The following is an 18,702-nucleotide window of genomic DNA, read 5'->3' on the forward strand; positions in this document are numbered from 1 at the left end:
CATTATTACTATTTTTTTGCCTGCAAGATACAATTTTAAACTAATTTTGCACAAGAACATTAACGTAGTTTTTTATAATAAGTTATATGCGTATAGATAAATTTTTGTGGTGTGTTAGGTATTTTAAAACAAGAAGCATAGCAACAACAGCTTGTAAAAAAGGGCACATTAAAATTAATGGTGATGCAGCAAAACCAAGTAGAGATGTATATGCTACAGATATTATTGAGGTACGAAAAAACCAAATAAACTATAAATTAAAAGTTAATGATATACCACCAAATAGAGTTGGCGCAAAACTAGTTGATATTTACCGAACAGATATCACGCCTAAAGAAGCATTTGAAGCACAAGAACTTTTAAAATACTCTAAAGAGTATTACCGAAAAAGAGGAACTGGAAGGCCTACTAAAAAGGACAGAAGAGATATTACCGATTATAATGAAGAAAATGAAGATTAAAATTATTACATTTAAATAATCTCAATTATCTTTGAAAAAACAACTCTAAATAATGGTTAGCAAAAAGAACAGTATTCTAACTCACGAAGAAATTAATCATAAAATTAAACGAATTGCTTATCAAATTTATGAAAGCAATGTTAATGAAGAAGAAGTTGTTTTAGCTGGTATAGACAGTAACGGTTATATTTTAGCAAAAAAACTAAAAACTGCATTATCTAAAATATCTACAATAAAGCCAATATTATGTAAGGTTATTATTGATAAAAAAAATCCTTTAAATAAAATTAGTACTTCTATACCTGCAAAAGATTACACCAATAAGTCTGTGATTTTAATAGATGATGTATTAAATAGTGGTACCACCTTAGTTTATGGTGTTAAACATTTTTTAGATGTGCCCTTAAAACAATTTAAAACGGCAGTCCTTGTAAATAGAAATCATAAAAAATATCCTGTTAAAGCAGATTTTAAAGGGATTTCGCTTTCTACTTCACTACATGAACATATTGACGTAGTCTTAGAAGGAAACAATTTTGAAGCCTTTTTAAAATAACTGCATTAAAATAGATTCTGCTATTTCATTTTCTTTTTTATTAGCATCAATAGTAAATTCTGCTTGCGAATAATATCCAAGTCTTTCAAAAAGGTGTTTACCAATAAACTCTGTTAATGCTTCTTTTGTTTTAAGATGCGCAATTAAAGGTCTTTTATCGGTTTCGTTTAAGACTCTTTCTACCAAGTTAGGTATTGTCACTTGTAAGTAAAGTGTTTTTACATTTGCATCCTTTAAAAGCAAATCCATATTATTAGCATAACAAGGTGTCCCTCCTCCTAAACTAATTACAATTTTGTTTTTGGTAGCAATTAGCTTTTTTAAAGAATCGTGTTCTTTTTTTCTAAAATAGATCTCTCCTTTGGTGGAAAACAGGCTACTAATAGTTGTATTTTCTTCTTTTTCAATAAAATCATCTAAATCTATAAACTCATATTCTAGAATATCTGCTATTTTTCTTCCAAAATAGGATTTTCCAGATGCCATATACCCAAGTAAAACTATTATCATTTTCTGTTATAAATTGATTATTAAAAACATACACTTATGAGAATACAAAAAAACAAAAAAACTTTAAAATTTTCTTGAAAAACCATTGTTTTATTAATTAAACATTTTATATTTGCACCCGCTAACAACAATATTATATGTTGTTATTTGAAATAATGACCTGGTAGCTCAGTTGGTAGAGCATCTCCCTTTTAAGGAGAGGGTCCTGGGTTCGAGCCCCAGCCCGGTCACTAAAAGCCATTAATTTTTAATTAGTGGTTTTTTTTTATATATCTCTAGAAATAGAGTATGATCATTTTTTTAGTATTACATAAATTGTTATTAAACAATGACCTGGTAGCTCAGTTGGTAGAGCATCTCCCTTTTAAGGAGAGGGTCCTGGGTTCGAGCCCCAGCCCGGTCACAAAAAAAGTTAAGCATTCGCTTAACTTTTTTTTATTTATATTAGTTTTTTATTTTGCGCACGTGGCGGAATTGGTAGACGCGCCAGCTTGAGGGGTTGGTGGACATTAGTCTGTGGAAGTTCGAATCTTCTCGTGCGCACAAATTTAGACGAACACCTCGATTTCGTTCTATTATACGCATTAAAACGATAATAATTCGTCAATTGTTTCTCTAACGGTTTCACTATTCCAATTTGCAGCACCTTCTTTATCTATTATAATTTTCCCTTCTTTGTTTATTAAAAAAGTTCTTGGGATGCTGGATATATTAAATTCGGAACTTTCTGATGTAGGAGTAAATACATTAAATGAATACTTATTTTTAAATAAAAACGCATTTACTACTTCCTTTTTTTCATTGGAAACAAATAGAAACACCACCTTATCTTTATAAGCATCCTGTAACTTTTGAAGGTTAGGCATTTCTGCAATACAAGGCGGACACCAAGTAGCCCAAAAATTTATTAAAACTACTTTGCCTTTAAAATCTTTAAAGTTAACCGTATTTCCTTTTACATCTTGTAATTCCCAACTAGCATAGTGTATCACCTTGCTATCTTCTTCCGCTTTGACAGAAGGGCTAAACAAAGCCAAACCTTTATGCAACATTACTTGAATAGGCTTTCTTGTTTGCGGTATTATCATTAGCGCAATGATTACAAAATAGAGTACATTTTTAAGTTTTATTTTTTTCATAATATAAAAAAGATGAAGCGTTATTTAATAATTAAACAACGCTTCAAATCTAACAAAAAAACAAGGATTAAACCTTTAATATTATTATCTAGTTACCGATCCCGAAAGAGATACTACAGGTCCTGCTCCCATTGCAATTGCTGTATGGTTCATTGCGTCTGTAGGAACCACGTGTGCTAATGGTTTTAATGTAAATGGTGTTGCACTATTATCTGGACTAGGCTCTACAGAAACAACTATTGTTGCTCCTTTTAAGTCTGTAGGAAATGTCATTCCTGCTGGTGCATTTTGTAAAAAGTCTTCTCCTGGAAATCCTGGTCCATTTCCAGCATCTCCTTTAAATGGGGAAGTTGCTGCATTATCATCTGCCATTGCCGCATCTGTAAAAGTTCCTGTACTTACTGGTGTACCGTCAATTACCGCCCAACCTTCATATTTCCATCCATCTGCAAGTGTTGGTAAGTCTAAACCAGTTACTGCTGTTCCTGAAGTATTATCTAAAAACCAAACACCACTAGCTTCATTAGTATCATCCATATCTGTAGGAGTCGCTAAAATGTATGTTCCTGTTGCTGTCGAAAAATCTGCTACTAAATTAGAATTTACATTTGCAGAACTTCCTGAAAAATCTCCAGCTAAAATTTTTGTTGCTGCTGGTGCAGGGTCAGCATCTACTGCTGGTTCAATAGACAATACAAATGTTGTTGCTGCCGTTAATTGGGTAGCATCTACAGTAAATGTTTTTGGAAAAGATACATCTGTAAAAGTTCCTGTAGAAACTGGAGAACCGTCTACAATAATCCATCCTTCGTAAACGAAATCGGATCCTAATGCTTCTAAACCTGCTAGGTCTAATGTTAAATCTGCTGTTGAAGGAGTGTTGTTGTTATCGTCATCACTACTGCATGAAGTGGCAAAAATCCCTAATACCATAACTGCTAAAATTGTTTTTCTAATCATTGCTTTATAATTTTATTATTAATAATTCAAAATTATATCTTATAGCAACAATAAAATGTTAGCTAGCTAACACTAAGCACTTTTTTTATAAATTCTTATTTCTTTTCTGTTGAAATCTAACACTTTCTCTTCTTTTAATTCATTTAAAAGTATATTAAGGGTAGGTCTTGAAGTTCCTATTAAAGAAGCAATATCCTTTTGTGTGTATGGATGTTTAATGACGTGATCTCCTGTTTTAGGACAGTTATAACCATATTCATCACATAATTCATTTAAAAATTCTTTTAAACGTGATTTGGTATCTTTAAATAAAAGTAGTTGTAGTCTTCGTTCTAGTTTTTGAAATTTAAATCCGATAAACTTATATATCTTAAAACTGAAGGTTTGATTGTCTCGCATTAAATCATGCATAGTATCTACACCAATAGGACAAATAGAAGTTAAATTATCTACCGATTGCGCAAATTCTTTTCTGGTTAATTGCCCTAGAATTGCTTTTTCTCCAAACAATTCTCCTCTAGTTAGAATGGCTTTTACTACTTCTTCTCCATCTTCATTGTAGTAACCAATCTTTACTTTTCCTTTTTCAATGAGATATACTTTATTAGCAGAATCTTCTTCAAAATAGATATAATCCTTTTTCTTATAAGCATCAAAACTATGATTGTTCTTATACGCCTTGAATTTATGAGGACATAGTACTTTAAATAGATTTACATCATCAAAAAACCAAAGTGAATTCATAGGTATTATATTTTACAGTATTTAATTAATTGTCGCTATTTGGCATAAAAACTTACAAATAAGCACAAAAAAACTCCTGAATAGCTTCAGGAGTTTTTAATTCATTTATTATTATTTTCTTTTAAGAATTGTTTTCTTTTTTAATTAAGTTTAATGCAGAACCTTCATTATACCAATCAATTTGTGGTTGGTTATAGGTATGGTTTAGCTTAATTACATCTTTACTTCCATCGGCATGAACAATCTCTAGTGTTAATTGTTTTCCAGGTGCAAATTCATTTAAATCGGTAAAGTTGAATGTATCGTCTTCTTGAATTAAATCGTAATCGTTTTCATTAGCAAAAGTTAAACCTAACATTCCTTGTTTTTTAAGGTTTGTCTCATGAATACGTGCAAAAGATTTTACAATAACTGCAGCAACACCTAGATGTCTTGGTTCCATAGCAGCATGTTCACGAGAAGAACCTTCTCCGTAATTATGATCTCCAACTACTATAGTTTTTACACCAGCTGCTTTATAAGCTCTTGCTGTATCTGGCACTCCGCCAAACTCGCCAGTTAATTGATTTTTAACAAAGTTTGTTTTCTTACCGAAAGCATTTACAGCTCCAATTAAACAGTTGTTAGAAATATTATCTAGATGTCCTCTAAAACGCAACCATGGTCCAGCCATAGAAATATGATCTGTGGTACATTTACCAAAAGCTTTAATTAATAGTTTCGCGCCATTAATAGTATTTCCTAATGGTTCAAATGGTGTAAGTAATTGTAAGCGTTCTGAAGTTGGACTAACAGAAACTTCCACTTTACTACCATCTGCAACTGGTTCTAAATAGCCAGCATCTTCCACTGCAAATCCTTTTGGCGGTAATTCCCATCCTGTTGGCTCATCGAACATTACTTCTTGACCATCTTCATTAATCAATTTATCGGTTAACGGATTAAAATCTAATCTACCTGCAATTGCAATAGCAGCCGTTATCTCTGGAGAGGCCACAAAAGCGTGTGTATTTGGGTTACCATCTGCACGTTTCGCAAAGTTTCTATTAAACGAGTGTACAATACTATTTTTTGGTGCATTTTTAGGATCGCTATATCTTGCCCATTGTCCAATACATGGTCCACAAGCATTCGTAAATATTTTAGCATCTAATTTTTCAAAGATTCCTATAATACCATCTCTAGCCGCTGTATAACGCACTTGTTCTGATCCTGGATTAATACCAAGTTCTGCTTTCATTTTTAAACCTTTATCTAAAGCTTGTTGTGCAATAGAAGATGCTCTGGATAAATCTTCGTAAGAAGAGTTTGTACAAGAACCTATTAAACCCCATTCTACTTGAAGTGGCCAATCGTTAGCTTTTGCTTTCTCGTTCATTGTTTTACCAACTGGAGTAGATAAATCTGGAGTAAAAGGTCCATTTAATAATGGTCCTAATTCCGATAAGTTAATTTCAATAACTTGATCGAAGTATTGTTCTGGATTTGCATACACTTCTGCATCTCCTGTTAAATATTCTCTTACTTTATTTGCAGCATCTGCAACATCTGCTCTATCGGTAGCACGTAAATAACGTTCCATAGAATCATCATAACCAAATGTTGATGTGGTAGCTCCAATTTCTGCTCCCATATTACAAATCGTTCCTTTTCCTGTACAAGACATCGAAGTAGCTCCTGTTCCGAAATATTCTACAATTGCTCCAGTTCCTCCTTTTGCAGAAACGATACCAGCAACTTTTAAAATCACATCTTTTGGTGCCGTCCAACCCGAAAGTTTTCCAGTTAATTTAACACCTATTAATTTTGGGAATTTAAGTTCCCAAGCCATTCCTGCCATAACATCAACAGCATCTGCTCCACCAACTCCAATGGCAACCATACCTAATCCACCAGCATTTACTGTATGTGAATCTGTACCAATCATCATTCCTCCTGGAAACGCATAATTTTCTAGGACTACTTGGTGGATAATCCCTGCTCCTGGTTTCCAGAAACCAATCCCGTATTTATTAGAAACGGAAGCTAAAAAATCAAACACCTCACTACTTACCGAGTTTGCGTGTTTTAAATCTGATGTCGCTCCGTCTTTTGCTTGTATTAAGTGATCACAATGTACCGTAGTTGGTACTGCTACTTGTGGTTTACCTGCTTGCATAAATTGCAATAATGCCATTTGTGCAGTTGCATCTTGACAAGCAATACGATCTGGCGCGAAGTCTACATAATCTGTACCCCTTGTGAATGCCTTTGTAGGACTTCCATCCCAAAGATGATTATATAATATTTTTTCTGAAAGTGTTAACGGCTTACCAACAACTTCACGTGCTTTATCTACACGTTCCGCCATTTGAGCATAAACCTTCTTGATCATATCAATATCGAATGCCATAGTATTTTTGTTTTAATTTTATCCTACTAAGATACAAAATGTAGAATGACTTTAAAAACGGAATTAACATATAAATAATGATACTAAAATAAGTTTTTTCTATACTATAATTCTTCGAAATAAAAAGGAGTTTTTTTTCAATATTCGGAAACTTATAAAACACAAAAAGCCCGAATCTAAGATTCGGGCTTTTTATATGCTTTACTGTTAAAAACACCCCTATGAGCTACGCTCGGTATCTTCAATGAAAATATATTTTCATTTCAATAATCCTCAAGGGGACATTACTCATACTCTAGAATTAGTGCGTTAGGGATTGCAGTGGCATCCTTTTTTTTTATAAGTACCTAAATACGTATTAAAAGGTTTATTTAAGATGCTATCCTATTGTTCCTTTTTTACAATGATGTTAAAAAAAGATATAGCGGAAAGCCCGACCCTTGTGGTAACGCCCAAATTATGGACACAACAATGGATACTTGAGTATTAATAGAAATGCGTTTAAAACAAAAAATCCCGAATCTAAGACTCGGGATTTTGATTTATTGTAAGGTAATCTGTTGATTATCTCACTAATTGTTTAGTTGATGGCTTGAATTTTGTTAAAACAATACCATCCACTGCAGCTTCATATTCTGCCATCGTAGGTGTTCTTCCTAAAATGGTAGATAACACTACAACTGGTGTAGAAGATAATAAGGATTCCCCTTTTTTCTCTCCAGAATCTTTTACAACTCTACCTTGGAATAAACGTGTTGAAGTCGCCATTACCGTATCTCCTGGTGCCGCTTTTTCTTGGTTCCCCATACATAAGTTACATCCTGGACGTTCTAAGTATAACATGTTTTCGTATCCTGTACGTGCTTCTCCTTTAGGTGCATTGTCATCAAATTCGAAACCAGAGTATCTTACTAAAACTTCCCAGTCTCCTTCTGCTTTTAATTCATCTACAATATTATATGTAGGAGGTGCAACTATTAATGGTGCTTTAAACTCCACTTTACCATATTGCGCTTCTACGTTTTTCAACATTTGCGCTAATATTTTCATATCTCCTTTATGCACCATACAAGATCCTACGAAACCTAAATCTACTTTTTTAGTTCCTCCGTAGTAAGACAATGGTCTAATATTATCATGTGTATAACGTTTAGAAACATCATCGTTATTTACATCTGGATCCGCGATCATTGGTTCTACAATTTGGTCTAAATCAATAATAACTTCTGCATGATATTTAGCGTTAGCATCTGGTCTTAAAGATGGTTTCATACCAGTTTTAAGCTCTATAATTCTAGTTTCTGCTTTATCTACAAGACCTTTAAGTACTTGTTTCGCATTGTCCATTCCTTTTTCAATCATGATTTGGATACGACCTTTTGCGATTTCTAAAGATTCGATTAAGGTATCATCTTCAGAAATACAAATAGATGCTTTTGCTTTCATCTCTGCTGTCCAATCTGTAAAAGTAAAGGCTTCATCTGCAGTAAGTGTTCCGATGTGTACTTCGATCACACGACCTTGGAATACGTTTTCACCCCCAAACTGCTTTAACATTTGTTGTTGTGTTGCGTGCACCACATCACGGAAATCCATATACGATTTCATTTGTCCTTTAAAGGTTACTTTAACGGATTCTGGAATTGGCATTGAAGCCTCACCTGTAGCTAATGCCAAGGCAACGGTTCCTGAATCTGCTCCAAAAGCAACACCTTTAGACATACGTGTATGTGAATCTCCTCCAATAATGATATCCCAATCACCTACAGTAATATCATTAAGTACTTTATGAATAACATCTGTCATTGGAAAGTACTTTCCTTTTGGATCACGACCGGTAATTAAACCAAAATCGTTCATAAAGCTCATTAATCTTGGAATATTAGCTTTAGACTTATCATCCCAAACTGAAGCAGTATGACAACCAGATTGGTATGCACCATCTACTATTGGAGAAATAACTGTAGCAGCCATCATCTCTAATTCTTGAGAAGTCATTAAGCCTGTAGTATCTTGAGAACCTACAATGTTAACCTCTGCACGAACGTAAGAGCCAGCATGTAAAGTTGCTCCTGAAGTTCCTACTGCATTTTTATTAAATATTTTTTCAACCGCTGTTAAACCTTGTCCTTCAATAGTCACTTCTTTAGAAGTAGCATATACTTGAGGAGCTTCAATACCTAAGGTTTTTGCCGCAAATGTTTGTAATTTTTTACCAAATACAACAGCATAAGAACCACCTGCTTTCATAAACTCCATTTTTTGTGGTGTAAATGCTGCAGAAATATCTTTAAGTTCTTTATCTCCGTTATATAGTTTTTTCTCTTTTGTATTTATGGTAAGAAATGTACCTGTAGCTACAGAATACATTTCTTTTAATATTGGTTCCCCATCTGCATCTCTAACGGTATTTCCTTCTGCATCTTTTTGTTGTACCCAGTTTTTAAGATCTAAACCAATACCTCCTGTTACACCAACTGTTGTTAAGAAAATTGGAGCAATACCATTAGTCCCTGCAATTACAGGAGCAAAATTAATAAATGGTACATATTGACTAAAAGGAACACCTGTCCATAAAGCCACATTGTTTACACCAGACATTCTAGAAGAACCAACTCCCATTGTTCCTTTTTCTGCAATTAGCATGACACGCTTATCTGGATGTTGTTCTTTTAAAGCTAATAATTCATTTTGCATGTCTTTATTATGCTCGAACATACATTGACCATGTAACTCACGATCGGATCTGGAATGTGCATCTCCTCCTGGAGATAATAAATCGGTTGAAATATCACCTACTCCAGCAACATAAGTAACTACGTCTATTGTTTCGTCTAGCTCTGGAAGCTTTGTAAAAAACTCTGCCTTAGCATAACTTTCTATAATGTCTTTTGCTATTTCACTACCATTATTGAATGCATCTTCTAAACGAGAAGTATCTGCTTCATAAAGGAAAACTTGTGTTTTTAAAACGGCTGCAGCTTCTTTTGCGATAGCAGCATCTGCTCCTAAAGCTAAATCTAATAATACTCTCACGGAAGGTCCTCCTTTCATGTGCGACAATTGCTCTAAAGCAAAAGCTGGAGTAATCTCTTCCACAGTAGATTCTCCTAAAATGATTTCTTTTAGAAACTTTGCTTTAACACTTGCAGCACTTGTTGTACCAGGTAAAACATTATAGATAAAGAAGTTTAGAGATTCTTCTCTATCCGCATTATCTACATCTTTAATTTGAGTAATGATTTCGCTAAGTAATTCAGCACCATCAATTGGCTTAGGATGAAGACCTAATTCTTTTCTGTCTTCAATCTCTTTAAGGTAATCTTTATACGTGTTCATATAACTGGAATAATTCTTTTTCAATCTTAATTAAATGCTATTTCATTTGAGAAAATGTCATATATCAAACGTTTTCGTTGGCTTCGCTAATACTCAAATTATATTAATGAAAAAATATTCATTTGTAAAAAAGATAAAAGGGTTGATTTTTTAAAATATCAAGCGAAATTACAAAATTTAGGAGAGTTTAAAAAATAATTAAAGATATGCTGGAATGATTAAATATACCCCAACAAAAAGACACATATAGAACTGTTTATTACGAATACGATAATTTAAGAAGTGAAAAATAGTAAATTAATAAATGAACTTCGAAATATTGCTAAACAATCTATTTATAACAGTTCTAAATTAATATTATAGAGGAAATATTTAGAAGAAAAGCGGGTAATAGGAAACTATAAAAGTGGCTTCTTGTAAGAAGAATAAATTAAAATAAGCTTTTAATTATTTGCTCTTCGGAAATACCTTCTGCTTCCGCTTTATAATTTTTGATAATTCGATGACGAAGAATACTGGTAGCTACTGCTTGAACGTCTTCCATATCCGGAGAAAATTTACCGTTTATAACCGCATGTGTTTTTGCTGCTAATATTAAGTTTTGAGAAGCTCTTGGTCCTGCTCCCCAATCGATATAGCTTTTTACTAAGTGGGCTGCAGTATCACTATCCGGTCTTGTTTTAGCAACCATTTTTACGGCATATTCAATTACATTATCTGCAACTGGAATACGACGAATAAGTTGTTGGAAACCAATAATTTCTTCTGCATTAAATAACGCACTTACTTTTGCTTGCACATCAGACGTTGTAGCTTTTACCACTTGCACTTCCTCTTGAAAAGACGGATAATCTAAATGTATAGCGAACATAAATCTATCTAATTGTGCTTCTGGTAATGGGTAAGTTCCTTCTTGCTCAATTGGATTTTGTGTTGCTAAAACAAAGTATGGTAAACTTAATTTATAATGGTGCCCAGAAACAGTAACTGCTCTTTCTTGCATTGCTTCTAGAAGTGCTGCTTGTGTTTTTGGAGGCGTTCTATTGATCTCATCTGCTAAAATAATATTGGCAAATATTGGACCTTTTATAAATTTAAAGTTTCTGTTCTCGTCTAAAATTTCACTACCTAAAATATCACTAGGCATTAAATCTGGAGTGAATTGTATTCTTTTAAAATCTAAGCCTAAGGTTTGAGCAATTGTATTTACCATTAGCGTTTTTGCTAAACCTGGTACACCAATTAGAAGTGCATGTCCTCCTGAAAATATAGATATCAGGATCTGACTTACTACTTCATCTTGTCCGATAATAACTTTAGCAATTTCTTGCTTTAAGTTTTTATATTTTTTTACAAATTGTTCTACAGCTGCTACGTCAGACATATTATTTCTTTAACCAGTTACTAGTAAAATCGCAATCTCTATGCTCTCCATTAATTTTAATATAGGTATCCAAGATTTTTTCATCTTGCCATTTCCCGATAGCATTAAAACGTTTTTCTGTTAAAGCTAGTTCTTTAATTTTTAAGTAATCGCGAGAGTAATCTGCTTCGTGCTCATCTACTCTATCTGTAACACGTAATATTTTAAACTTCACTTTTCCGGTTCTGTCTTGTTCTGTTTGCACTAAACTTATTTCACCTTCTTTTAAATCTTGAATTTGCGTGTATAATTCGGTATCAATTTTAGTTAATTCGAAATTATAATCTTGCGTTGCTGGGTTTATTAAAAATCCGCCTTCACTTCTCGTTTCTTTTTCGTCACTATATCTCTTTGCTGCATCTTCAAAAGTAATTTCTCCACTTACTATTTTTTGACGTACATCTTCTAAAGCTTCTTTAGCTTCAGTGATTGCAGATTCAGAAACTTCTGGTATTAGTAGAATATGTCGAACATCAAATTCTTGTCCTCTAATTTTTTCTAATTGAATAATATGGTAACCAAAGTCTGTTTCAAAAGGGTCTGAGATTTCTCCTTCTTGCAATGCAAAAGCAACATCTCTAAACTCTTTTACCATTAGTGGTTTTTCTCTATTTAAAGTGTATAAACCACCTTTTGCTACCGATGCTTTATCATCGGTATACAATACTACTTTAGAACGGAAACTTGCTCCATTTTCTAATACGTCAGATTTAAATTCTTTAAGCCTGTTGATTACTTTTTGCGTTTCTTCTGGCGCTACTTTTGGTTCTATTACTATTTGAGACACTTTAAGTTCTGTCCCAAATGTTGGTCTTTCGTCTTCTGGTATTTTATTAAAAAAGATTCTAACTTCTTCTGGTGTAACTTCAACTTCATCCACAATACTACTTTGCATGCGTTTTGCTAGCTCATTGCTTTTGTTAATTTCAAACATTTCATCTCTAAAGCTCTTTTCATCGTCTTTTTTATAAAAGTCAAGAAGCTCTTGCATGTTTCCACCTGTTTGAGATAAGAATTGTTGAATTTGATAATCGACATTACTTCTTATTTCCGCATCCGATACTTCAATACTATCTTGTACTGCATGATGTGCATATAGTTTATTTTCTAGAAGCGAACCAAATAATTGACATCTTGGAATATCATCTGTAGATACACCTTGTGCTTTCATTTGTAAAATGGTTTTATCTATATCAGACTCTAATATAATATGGTCACCAACAACTGCTGCTACACCATCAATTTTTGTAGCTTGATTAGATAGAAATGTCTTGACACTATCACTAACAACTTCTTCTTTTACTTGATCTTCTATGATCTCTTGTGCAGTTAATACGTTTGTAATTAATACTGCTATACTTAATATAAATAGGTGTTTCAATTTATTTGTAGATTTCAAATTTTTTGTTTGTAATTGCATCTTTTGTTATATCCTTTTCTAGTTCTCTTATTTTTTCTAATTTCCTTTTATTAATAACAATTTGGTCTATTGTTGGCTTTACATACTCCAAAGGAGCAGTGCTATTTTGCAATAGTACGTCATTAATTTGCATCAAATATAAACCTAATGAATCTTTGAGTTGTATAAAATTAGTTTTTTTTAACAGTTCATCTTTATTATCTGTATTAATTACAGGAATTTTCCCTACTATTTGATTCCATCTTATCCAAATAGAATCGTTTAACGAGTAGGATTTAAATTGAATCGATATAGAATCTAAGTCTCTTTTATCTTTTGTGTCAAATCTTCTAAATTTTTTAGCTATTTCAATGGCATCTGCTTCTTGCATTTTTTCATCCAAATTAATATAGCGAAACTTAATAAGCACTTCATTTAATTTAAAAGCTTCTTTATTATCGACATAATAAGCCTCTGCTTCTTCTTGTGAAACTACAGTATCTAAATCTCTATTCACAAGTGCTTCTAAATATGCTTTGGAGTATAGATCATTTTTATATTGCTCTACTAACCTATTATATTGATTTAGTTTTTTTTCATTTAAATTTAACTTTGCGCCTTGCACCAATAATTGCTGAGTTGCCCAACCGTTAATATAATTATTTATTAAAACAATACTGTCTTGCTTAGATGCATCCGAAGAAATTAAATCCTGTATATCTTCTTTATACAAATAAGCTTCATTCACTCTCGCTACAGGAACTCTATTATCTGTTTCTTGGAAAAAATCACAAGAAAACAATAGAAGTAAAGTAGCGAAAATTAATATGTAAGATTTGAACTTCAATTATTTATTTAATTTAGATTTTACCGTGTTTAGTACTTCTTGATTTATAATAACCTTATATTTATTTCCTAGTGCTACCAACCAGTTTTTTTCTTTTTCATCTTGAAAATCGCTAGACACTTTACCTTTAGCTTCTTGGAATGTTTTAAATGCCTTTGGAAGCACCTCATTAACTTTTACAACACTATAAGAGCCATTATGGTTAAATATTTTGGATACACCTTTAGTAAACGAAAAGTCTTTTGGTAATGCTTGATGCTCTACATCCATTATGCCTGAAGTAAATATTACATTAATTTGGTCTTTCGTATTCACCGTATTTTTTATCTCTTCAATAGTTTTTCCTTTTTTCAGTAATTTAGATACTTTACTTATATCCCTCTTTTTTGCGGAAGAAGCTACAACAGCATCCACACGCTCATTAAAAAAGTAATTCTCTTTGTTTGCTGTATAATATTCTTGCACAGCTACGGAATCATTAGCTGCCGCTTTCCAGATTTCTTTTTCCATTAAATCAAATAACAACAAACCGTCACGATATTCGCCAAGTATATTTGCAAAATCTTGATTTTCAAATTCTAGATTTTCTTCTTGATAAGCAAGGATGTTTTCCTCTAAAAATGAATTATATGCATTTGCAACAATTGTACTAAATGGTAATTGCTTTGCATTTCTACGTTGATTTTTAATTAAAAAATTTGAAAAATCGGAATAGGTAAATTGCTTGTTTTCTATTTTTACAAATGCTTTCTCCGGTTGAAAGTTAGACGGGATTTTCCATTTACTTTTATAATACTCTGTATTTAATATAGATGTAAAATATGCTAAATCTTTATCTACGTTAGATATGGTATAACGTTGTTTTAATTCATTTATTCTTGAGGTACTTATTAACTTAGACCTACTATCTCTCTTTACTTTAGCCTCTAGCGTAGACTTCATATCTTCAAAAGGAGCAGTTTCTATTTTTTTAATGAGCTTGATAATATGCCAACCAAAGCTAGATTTAAATGGCTTTGTATAAGTTCCTTCCTTTTCAATAGCGAAAGCCTGATTTTCAAATTCTTGAGAACGTAATTCCCCACTAGAAAAAGGAGACAACTTTCCTCCTTTATCTGCCGTACTTTTATCTTCAGAAAATTGTTTTGCTAAAGAAGCAAAGTCTTCGTCTTGTTCTAATTTTTTATAAATATCTTGTATTCTACTTTCTGCGTCTTCCTTATCTAGGTTAACCATGATATGCGCAATTTCTCTTTGCCCTCTAGATTTACGTTTATCTAAAACTTGTACTATATGGTAACCAAATTGGGTTCTAAATGGCAATGAAACTTCTCCGATTTCTGTATTATATGCAGCGTTTTCAAAAGGATAAACCATTTTAAATCCTGAAAAATAACCTAAATCTTCGGCATAAACGGTTTTACCATTATGCACCTCTTTTTGCACAGCTTTATAGCCTTCTGCTATTACTCGCTCTCTTAATTTAAGCAATTGATTATAAACAGCTAATGTATCATTAGGACTAGCATCTTCATCTATTTTAATTAAAATATGACTAGCTTTTACCTCGTTAGAGACACGCTCATAAGCCTCTTCTACTAAAGCATCTGTGACTTTATTATCTGTTAAATAGTTTTTAGCAAGTTGACTTTTATAGTTATTTAATTCTCTTTTATACTTAGGCATGGTATCAAAACCTAGGGCCTTTGCTTCTTTTAACTTTAGCTTATAGCTAACAAAAAGATCTAAATATGCATCTACATCTTTTTGAGACTCATCTTTCACTAAGTCTAAATTTTTATTAAACACTCTAATAAATTCTGAAGCATAAACAGGTTCTTGATCTACTGTAAAAAGGACATCACTGCTTTTATCTTGTGCTTGAAAACTTAAGGTAAATACTAAAAAGAAAAGGGTTAAAATAATTCTCATAATTCAGATAAATATATAATATATAGGTTCTTGCAAAAATAGAAATATAAACCTATTTAACAAGCTGTATTAACAAAGCATTAATAAGTTTTAATTACCGCTCCTTTTACATTTAGTATTACACTTAAAATAAGCTATAAAATGCAGGCAAGGTTGCCTTTAAAAAATTGCTTTTGGTTTAAAACACTTATATTATATATACTTTTACTTTATTAAAATACTAAAAAAACTATCTTTATACTCTATTTAATCATTTCATAATAATGAAATACACCACAGAAATTGTTATTAAAATTCCTTTAGAAAAATTTATTGTAATTTTTCTAAATGCCGATAACATGAAACATTGGCAAAAAGACCTTGTAAGCTTTGAACATGTTTCTGGCACACCAGGTACTGTTGGTAATACAATGAAACTAAATTACACCATAAACAAACGTAAGATGGAACTTATTGAAACCATTACGCACATGAATTTACCTCATGAGATTTCTATTTCTTACGAAACAAAAGGAATGCGTAACACACAAAAAAACAGTTTTCAAAAAACGCCGGAGGGCCACACGAAGTGGATAAATAAAAACGAGTTTTCACCAACCACATTTCTATTTAGAATGATGCTATTATTAATGCCTAGAGCATTTAAAAAACAATCTGAAAAATATTTAGCAGACTTTAAAAAATTTGCAGAAAACAAAACATATATCCAAAATGCGTAAACTAAAACTTATCTGGGATTTTAGAGGTCCTGCAGCAGAAAAAACTGCCCAGCATCATGAAATCCATTTAAAAGAATACATACAAAACCAGACTACAAACGTAGATTTAGTTGGTCATGAAATTATTCATGAACTACATACCATTGCTTTTATGGTTATCAATGAAGAAGACAAAAAAATCTTTAGAGACACCTTAAAACCACACAGAGGAGAATGGATGGATTAGTTAAACACTAAACCATAACCAAAAAGTTATACACTGAAATTCCGGATTCGAAAACAGATTATTTTCATCACTAAAAAGCAATGATAGATAAAATCTATCTAAGGAAGTCAAAACGCTATTAATGAACTACTTACAACTTACAAACTAAACAATTAATCTACCCTTTTAAATGGTCTAATAATTAATCTAGCCGCTTTATCAAAGTTAATATAATTATACCCCCAATTAAAAAAAACAATCACTCTATTTCTAAACCCTACCAAAGACATCAGGTGAACAAACATCCAAACAAACCAAGCGAAAAATCCGCCAAACTTAAAACGTTTTAAATCCACAACCGCTTTATTCCTTCCAATAGTAGCCATAGAACCTTTATCCTTATATACAAATTCTTTTAGAGGTTTACCATTTATAAGATTCATTAAATTCTTACCAAGAAGTTCGCCTTGCTGAATTGCTGGTTGCGCAACCTGAGGATGTCCATTAGGATAGTCTACGGTTTTCATTAAGGCAATATCCCCTAAAGCAAAAATAGATGCATAGCCATTAATTTGATTATAGGTATTTACCAAGTAACGATTTACGCGTTCGGTTAGCACATCTGCTTTTAATCCTTGAATAGGTCTTCCTGTGACACCTGCAGCCCAAATTAATGTTTCCGATTCTAATTTCAAATCTGAATTTGTCTTCACTGTTTTTCCATCATAATCCGTCACAAAAGTGTTGCAATGCACCTGCACGCCAAGATCCAGTAAAAACTTTTCCGCCTTTTTAGAAGCATGCTCACTCATTGGTGGCAATACTCTTGAATTACCTTCTAACAGATGAATATTCATATCCTTAGGATTTAGATCTCTGTAATCTCTAGGAAGAATGTTGTTTTTAAGCTCCGCAATTGCACCAGCTAACTCTACTCCTGTTGGTCCACCACCAACAATAACAAAGTTTAAAAAAGATTTTCTATCACTATCGGAACTAGAAATAGCCGCTTTTTCTAAATTTTGAAGCATTAAACTTCTAATATCTAAAGCTTGCGGAATGGTTTTCATGGCCATACTATATTTTTTAACAGCAGCGTTACCAAAATAATTTGTTTTGGTACCAGTAGCAATCACCAAATAATCATAGCTCAAATTTCCAATATTGGTTTGAATAGATTTCGTTTCCGGAAAAATCTGTTCTACTTCGGCGTACCTAAAAAAAGCATTTTCATGTTTCTTAATAATTTTCCGTAAAGGATATGCAATAGAATCTGGCTCTAATCCGGCACTAGACACTTGATATAATAAAGGCTGAAAAGTATGGTAATTACGCTTATCTATTAAAACGACTTGTACTTTTTTATTTTTTAAAGACTTAGCTAGTTTAACTCCAGCAAAGCCACCACCAACAATAACAATTCTAAGGTTTTTTGACTCAGGAATATTCATAAATGAAGACTAAAAATTAGGAAAACAAAGGTACAAAATTAGCCTCTTAAACACTACTTTTAAATATTCTTAATCTTATATTGTAACGTTTTTAAATTAATGCTACTTATAGAGTAACTAAACCACCAAATTGAATAAAGAGTTAGAACATAGTTTTGTAGAGCAACTTGAAAAACATCAAAACATTGTACATAAAGTTTGTAGGTTATATACCAACAATCAAGATGCACATAATGATTTGTTTCAAGAAATAACCATACAGCTTTGGCGTGCATTCCCTAAATTTAGAGGTGACGCTAAATTTAGTACATGGATGTATCGCGTTGGACTAAACACTGCAATTACACTGTATAGAAAAAGTAAACGCAGAGTAAGCACACAAGACTTTGACGCTATACAGTTTAAAATTAAGGCCGATGAGTATGATGATACAGAAGAAGAACAATTAAAGCTACTATACAAAGCGGTGCACCAATTAAACGACATTGAAAAAGCACTTGTCTTTTTATACTTAGAAGACAAAAACTACAGAGAAATTAGTGAAACAATGGGAATTAGTGAAGTAAATGCAAGAGTGAAAATGAATAGAGTGAAAAACAAATTAAGAACCATTTTAAATCCGTAA

Annotated in this window: 16 protein-coding genes and 3 tRNA genes; 8 read left to right on the top strand and 11 right to left on the bottom strand. The window is 32.4% G+C overall.

What is annotated here, in order from left to right; translation table 11 throughout:
* Nucleotides 1-86 precede the first annotated feature (86 nt).
* Together FG167_RS00275 and FG167_RS00280 are read left to right on the top strand one after the other, a co-directional pair.
* The gene (locus FG167_RS00275) at nucleotides 87-461 is read left to right on the top strand and encodes an RNA-binding S4 domain-containing protein (protein WP_203459509.1); all 375 of its coding nucleotides are present in this window, start codon (nucleotides 87-89) and stop codon (nucleotides 459-461) included.
* Between the two features lie 52 nt (nucleotides 462-513).
* Nucleotides 514-1,017, top strand: a complete 504-nt coding sequence (locus FG167_RS00280) for a phosphoribosyltransferase family protein (protein WP_203459510.1) — start codon at nucleotides 514-516, stop codon at nucleotides 1,015-1,017.
* Here FG167_RS00280 and FG167_RS00285 read toward each other — a convergent pair.
* The gene (locus tag FG167_RS00285) at nucleotides 1,009-1,527 is read right to left on the bottom strand and encodes a shikimate kinase (RefSeq protein WP_203459511.1); all 519 of its coding nucleotides are present in this window, start codon (nucleotides 1,525-1,527) and stop codon (nucleotides 1,009-1,011) included. The genes FG167_RS00280 and FG167_RS00285 overlap by 9 nt on opposite strands.
* Nucleotides 1,528-1,684: 157 nt before the next feature.
* Between FG167_RS00285 and FG167_RS00290 the strand changes: the two genes are divergently transcribed.
* The 3 genes from FG167_RS00290 to FG167_RS00300 all read left to right on the top strand — a co-directional run bounded on the left by FG167_RS00290 (nucleotide 1,685) and on the right by FG167_RS00300 (nucleotide 2,070).
* Nucleotides 1,685-1,757: transfer RNA gene (locus FG167_RS00290), tRNA-Lys, on the top strand.
* Nucleotides 1,758-1,857: 100 nt separating this feature from the next.
* Nucleotides 1,858-1,930 (top strand) — tRNA-Lys (locus FG167_RS00295).
* 56 nt (nucleotides 1,931-1,986) lie between these two features.
* Nucleotides 1,987-2,070: transfer RNA gene (locus FG167_RS00300), tRNA-Leu, on the top strand.
* A 41-nt stretch (nucleotides 2,071-2,111) separates the two neighbouring features.
* Here the strand turns inward: FG167_RS00300 and FG167_RS00305 are convergent.
* The 9 genes from FG167_RS00305 to FG167_RS00345 form a co-directional block, all read right to left on the bottom strand.
* Entirely contained in the window at nucleotides 2,112-2,666 is a 555-nt protein-coding gene (locus tag FG167_RS00305) for a TlpA disulfide reductase family protein (RefSeq protein ID WP_203459512.1), read from the bottom strand.
* Nucleotides 2,667-2,750: 84 nt separating this feature from the next.
* Nucleotides 2,751-3,626, bottom strand: coding sequence for an anti-sigma factor (locus FG167_RS00310; RefSeq protein WP_203459513.1), 876 nt, complete (start codon nucleotides 3,624-3,626; stop codon nucleotides 2,751-2,753).
* A gap of 72 nt (nucleotides 3,627-3,698) precedes the next feature.
* The gene (locus tag FG167_RS00315) at nucleotides 3,699-4,370 is read right to left on the bottom strand and encodes a Crp/Fnr family transcriptional regulator (RefSeq protein WP_203459514.1); all 672 of its coding nucleotides are present in this window, start codon (nucleotides 4,368-4,370) and stop codon (nucleotides 3,699-3,701) included.
* Nucleotides 4,371-4,491: 121 nt separating this feature from the next.
* Nucleotides 4,492-6,762 carry an aconitate hydratase gene (locus tag FG167_RS00320; protein ID WP_203459515.1) on the bottom strand — a complete coding sequence of 757 codons (2,271 nt, stop codon included), beginning with the start codon at nucleotides 6,760-6,762 and terminating at the stop codon, nucleotides 4,492-4,494.
* A gap of 564 nt (nucleotides 6,763-7,326) precedes the next feature.
* A complete protein-coding gene (locus FG167_RS00325) occupies nucleotides 7,327-10,101 on the bottom strand; it encodes a bifunctional aconitate hydratase 2/2-methylisocitrate dehydratase (protein ID WP_203459516.1) in 2,775 nt (924 codons plus the stop codon).
* 430 nt (nucleotides 10,102-10,531) lie between these two features.
* Complete coding sequence (locus FG167_RS00330; protein WP_203459517.1) at nucleotides 10,532-11,485, bottom strand: MoxR family ATPase; 954 nt, start codon at nucleotides 11,483-11,485, stop codon at nucleotides 10,532-10,534.
* A gap of 1 nt (nucleotide 11,486) precedes the next feature.
* Complete coding sequence (locus FG167_RS00335; RefSeq protein WP_203459518.1) at nucleotides 11,487-12,944, bottom strand: peptidylprolyl isomerase; 1,458 nt, start codon at nucleotides 12,942-12,944, stop codon at nucleotides 11,487-11,489.
* Nucleotides 12,907-13,725 (bottom strand): peptidyl-prolyl cis-trans isomerase, encoded by an 819-nt coding sequence (locus tag FG167_RS00340; RefSeq protein WP_239004419.1) that lies wholly within the window; start codon nucleotides 13,723-13,725, stop codon nucleotides 12,907-12,909. Before FG167_RS00340 ends, FG167_RS00335 begins: the two co-directional genes overlap by 38 nt.
* 45 nt (nucleotides 13,726-13,770) lie before the next feature.
* Nucleotides 13,771-15,702 carry a peptidylprolyl isomerase gene (locus tag FG167_RS00345; protein WP_203459520.1) on the bottom strand — a complete coding sequence of 644 codons (1,932 nt, stop codon included), beginning with the start codon at nucleotides 15,700-15,702 and terminating at the stop codon, nucleotides 13,771-13,773.
* A 263-nt stretch (nucleotides 15,703-15,965) separates the two neighbouring features.
* Here FG167_RS00345 and FG167_RS00350 point away from each other — a divergent pair, with 263 nt between their 5' ends.
* Nucleotides 15,966-16,421, top strand: coding sequence for an SRPBCC family protein (locus FG167_RS00350; RefSeq protein ID WP_203459521.1), 456 nt, complete (start codon nucleotides 15,966-15,968; stop codon nucleotides 16,419-16,421).
* Nucleotides 16,414-16,647, top strand: a complete 234-nt coding sequence (locus FG167_RS00355) for a hypothetical protein (RefSeq protein ID WP_203459522.1) — start codon at nucleotides 16,414-16,416, stop codon at nucleotides 16,645-16,647. Before FG167_RS00350 ends, FG167_RS00355 begins: the two co-directional genes overlap by 8 nt.
* 152 nt (nucleotides 16,648-16,799) lie before the next feature.
* Here FG167_RS00355 and FG167_RS00360 read toward each other — a convergent pair whose 3' ends face one another.
* Entirely contained in the window at nucleotides 16,800-18,077 is a 1,278-nt protein-coding gene (locus tag FG167_RS00360) for an NAD(P)/FAD-dependent oxidoreductase (RefSeq protein WP_203459523.1), read from the bottom strand.
* 130 nt (nucleotides 18,078-18,207) lie between these two features.
* On the opposite strand from FG167_RS00360, the gene FG167_RS00365 reads away from it, so the two are divergent.
* A complete protein-coding gene (locus tag FG167_RS00365) occupies nucleotides 18,208-18,702 on the top strand; it encodes an RNA polymerase sigma factor (RefSeq protein ID WP_055445338.1) in 495 nt (164 codons plus the stop codon).

The sequence above is a fragment of the Lacinutrix sp. WUR7 genome (assembly GCF_016864015.1).
GTDB lineage: Bacteria > Bacteroidota > Bacteroidia > Flavobacteriales > Flavobacteriaceae > Oceanihabitans.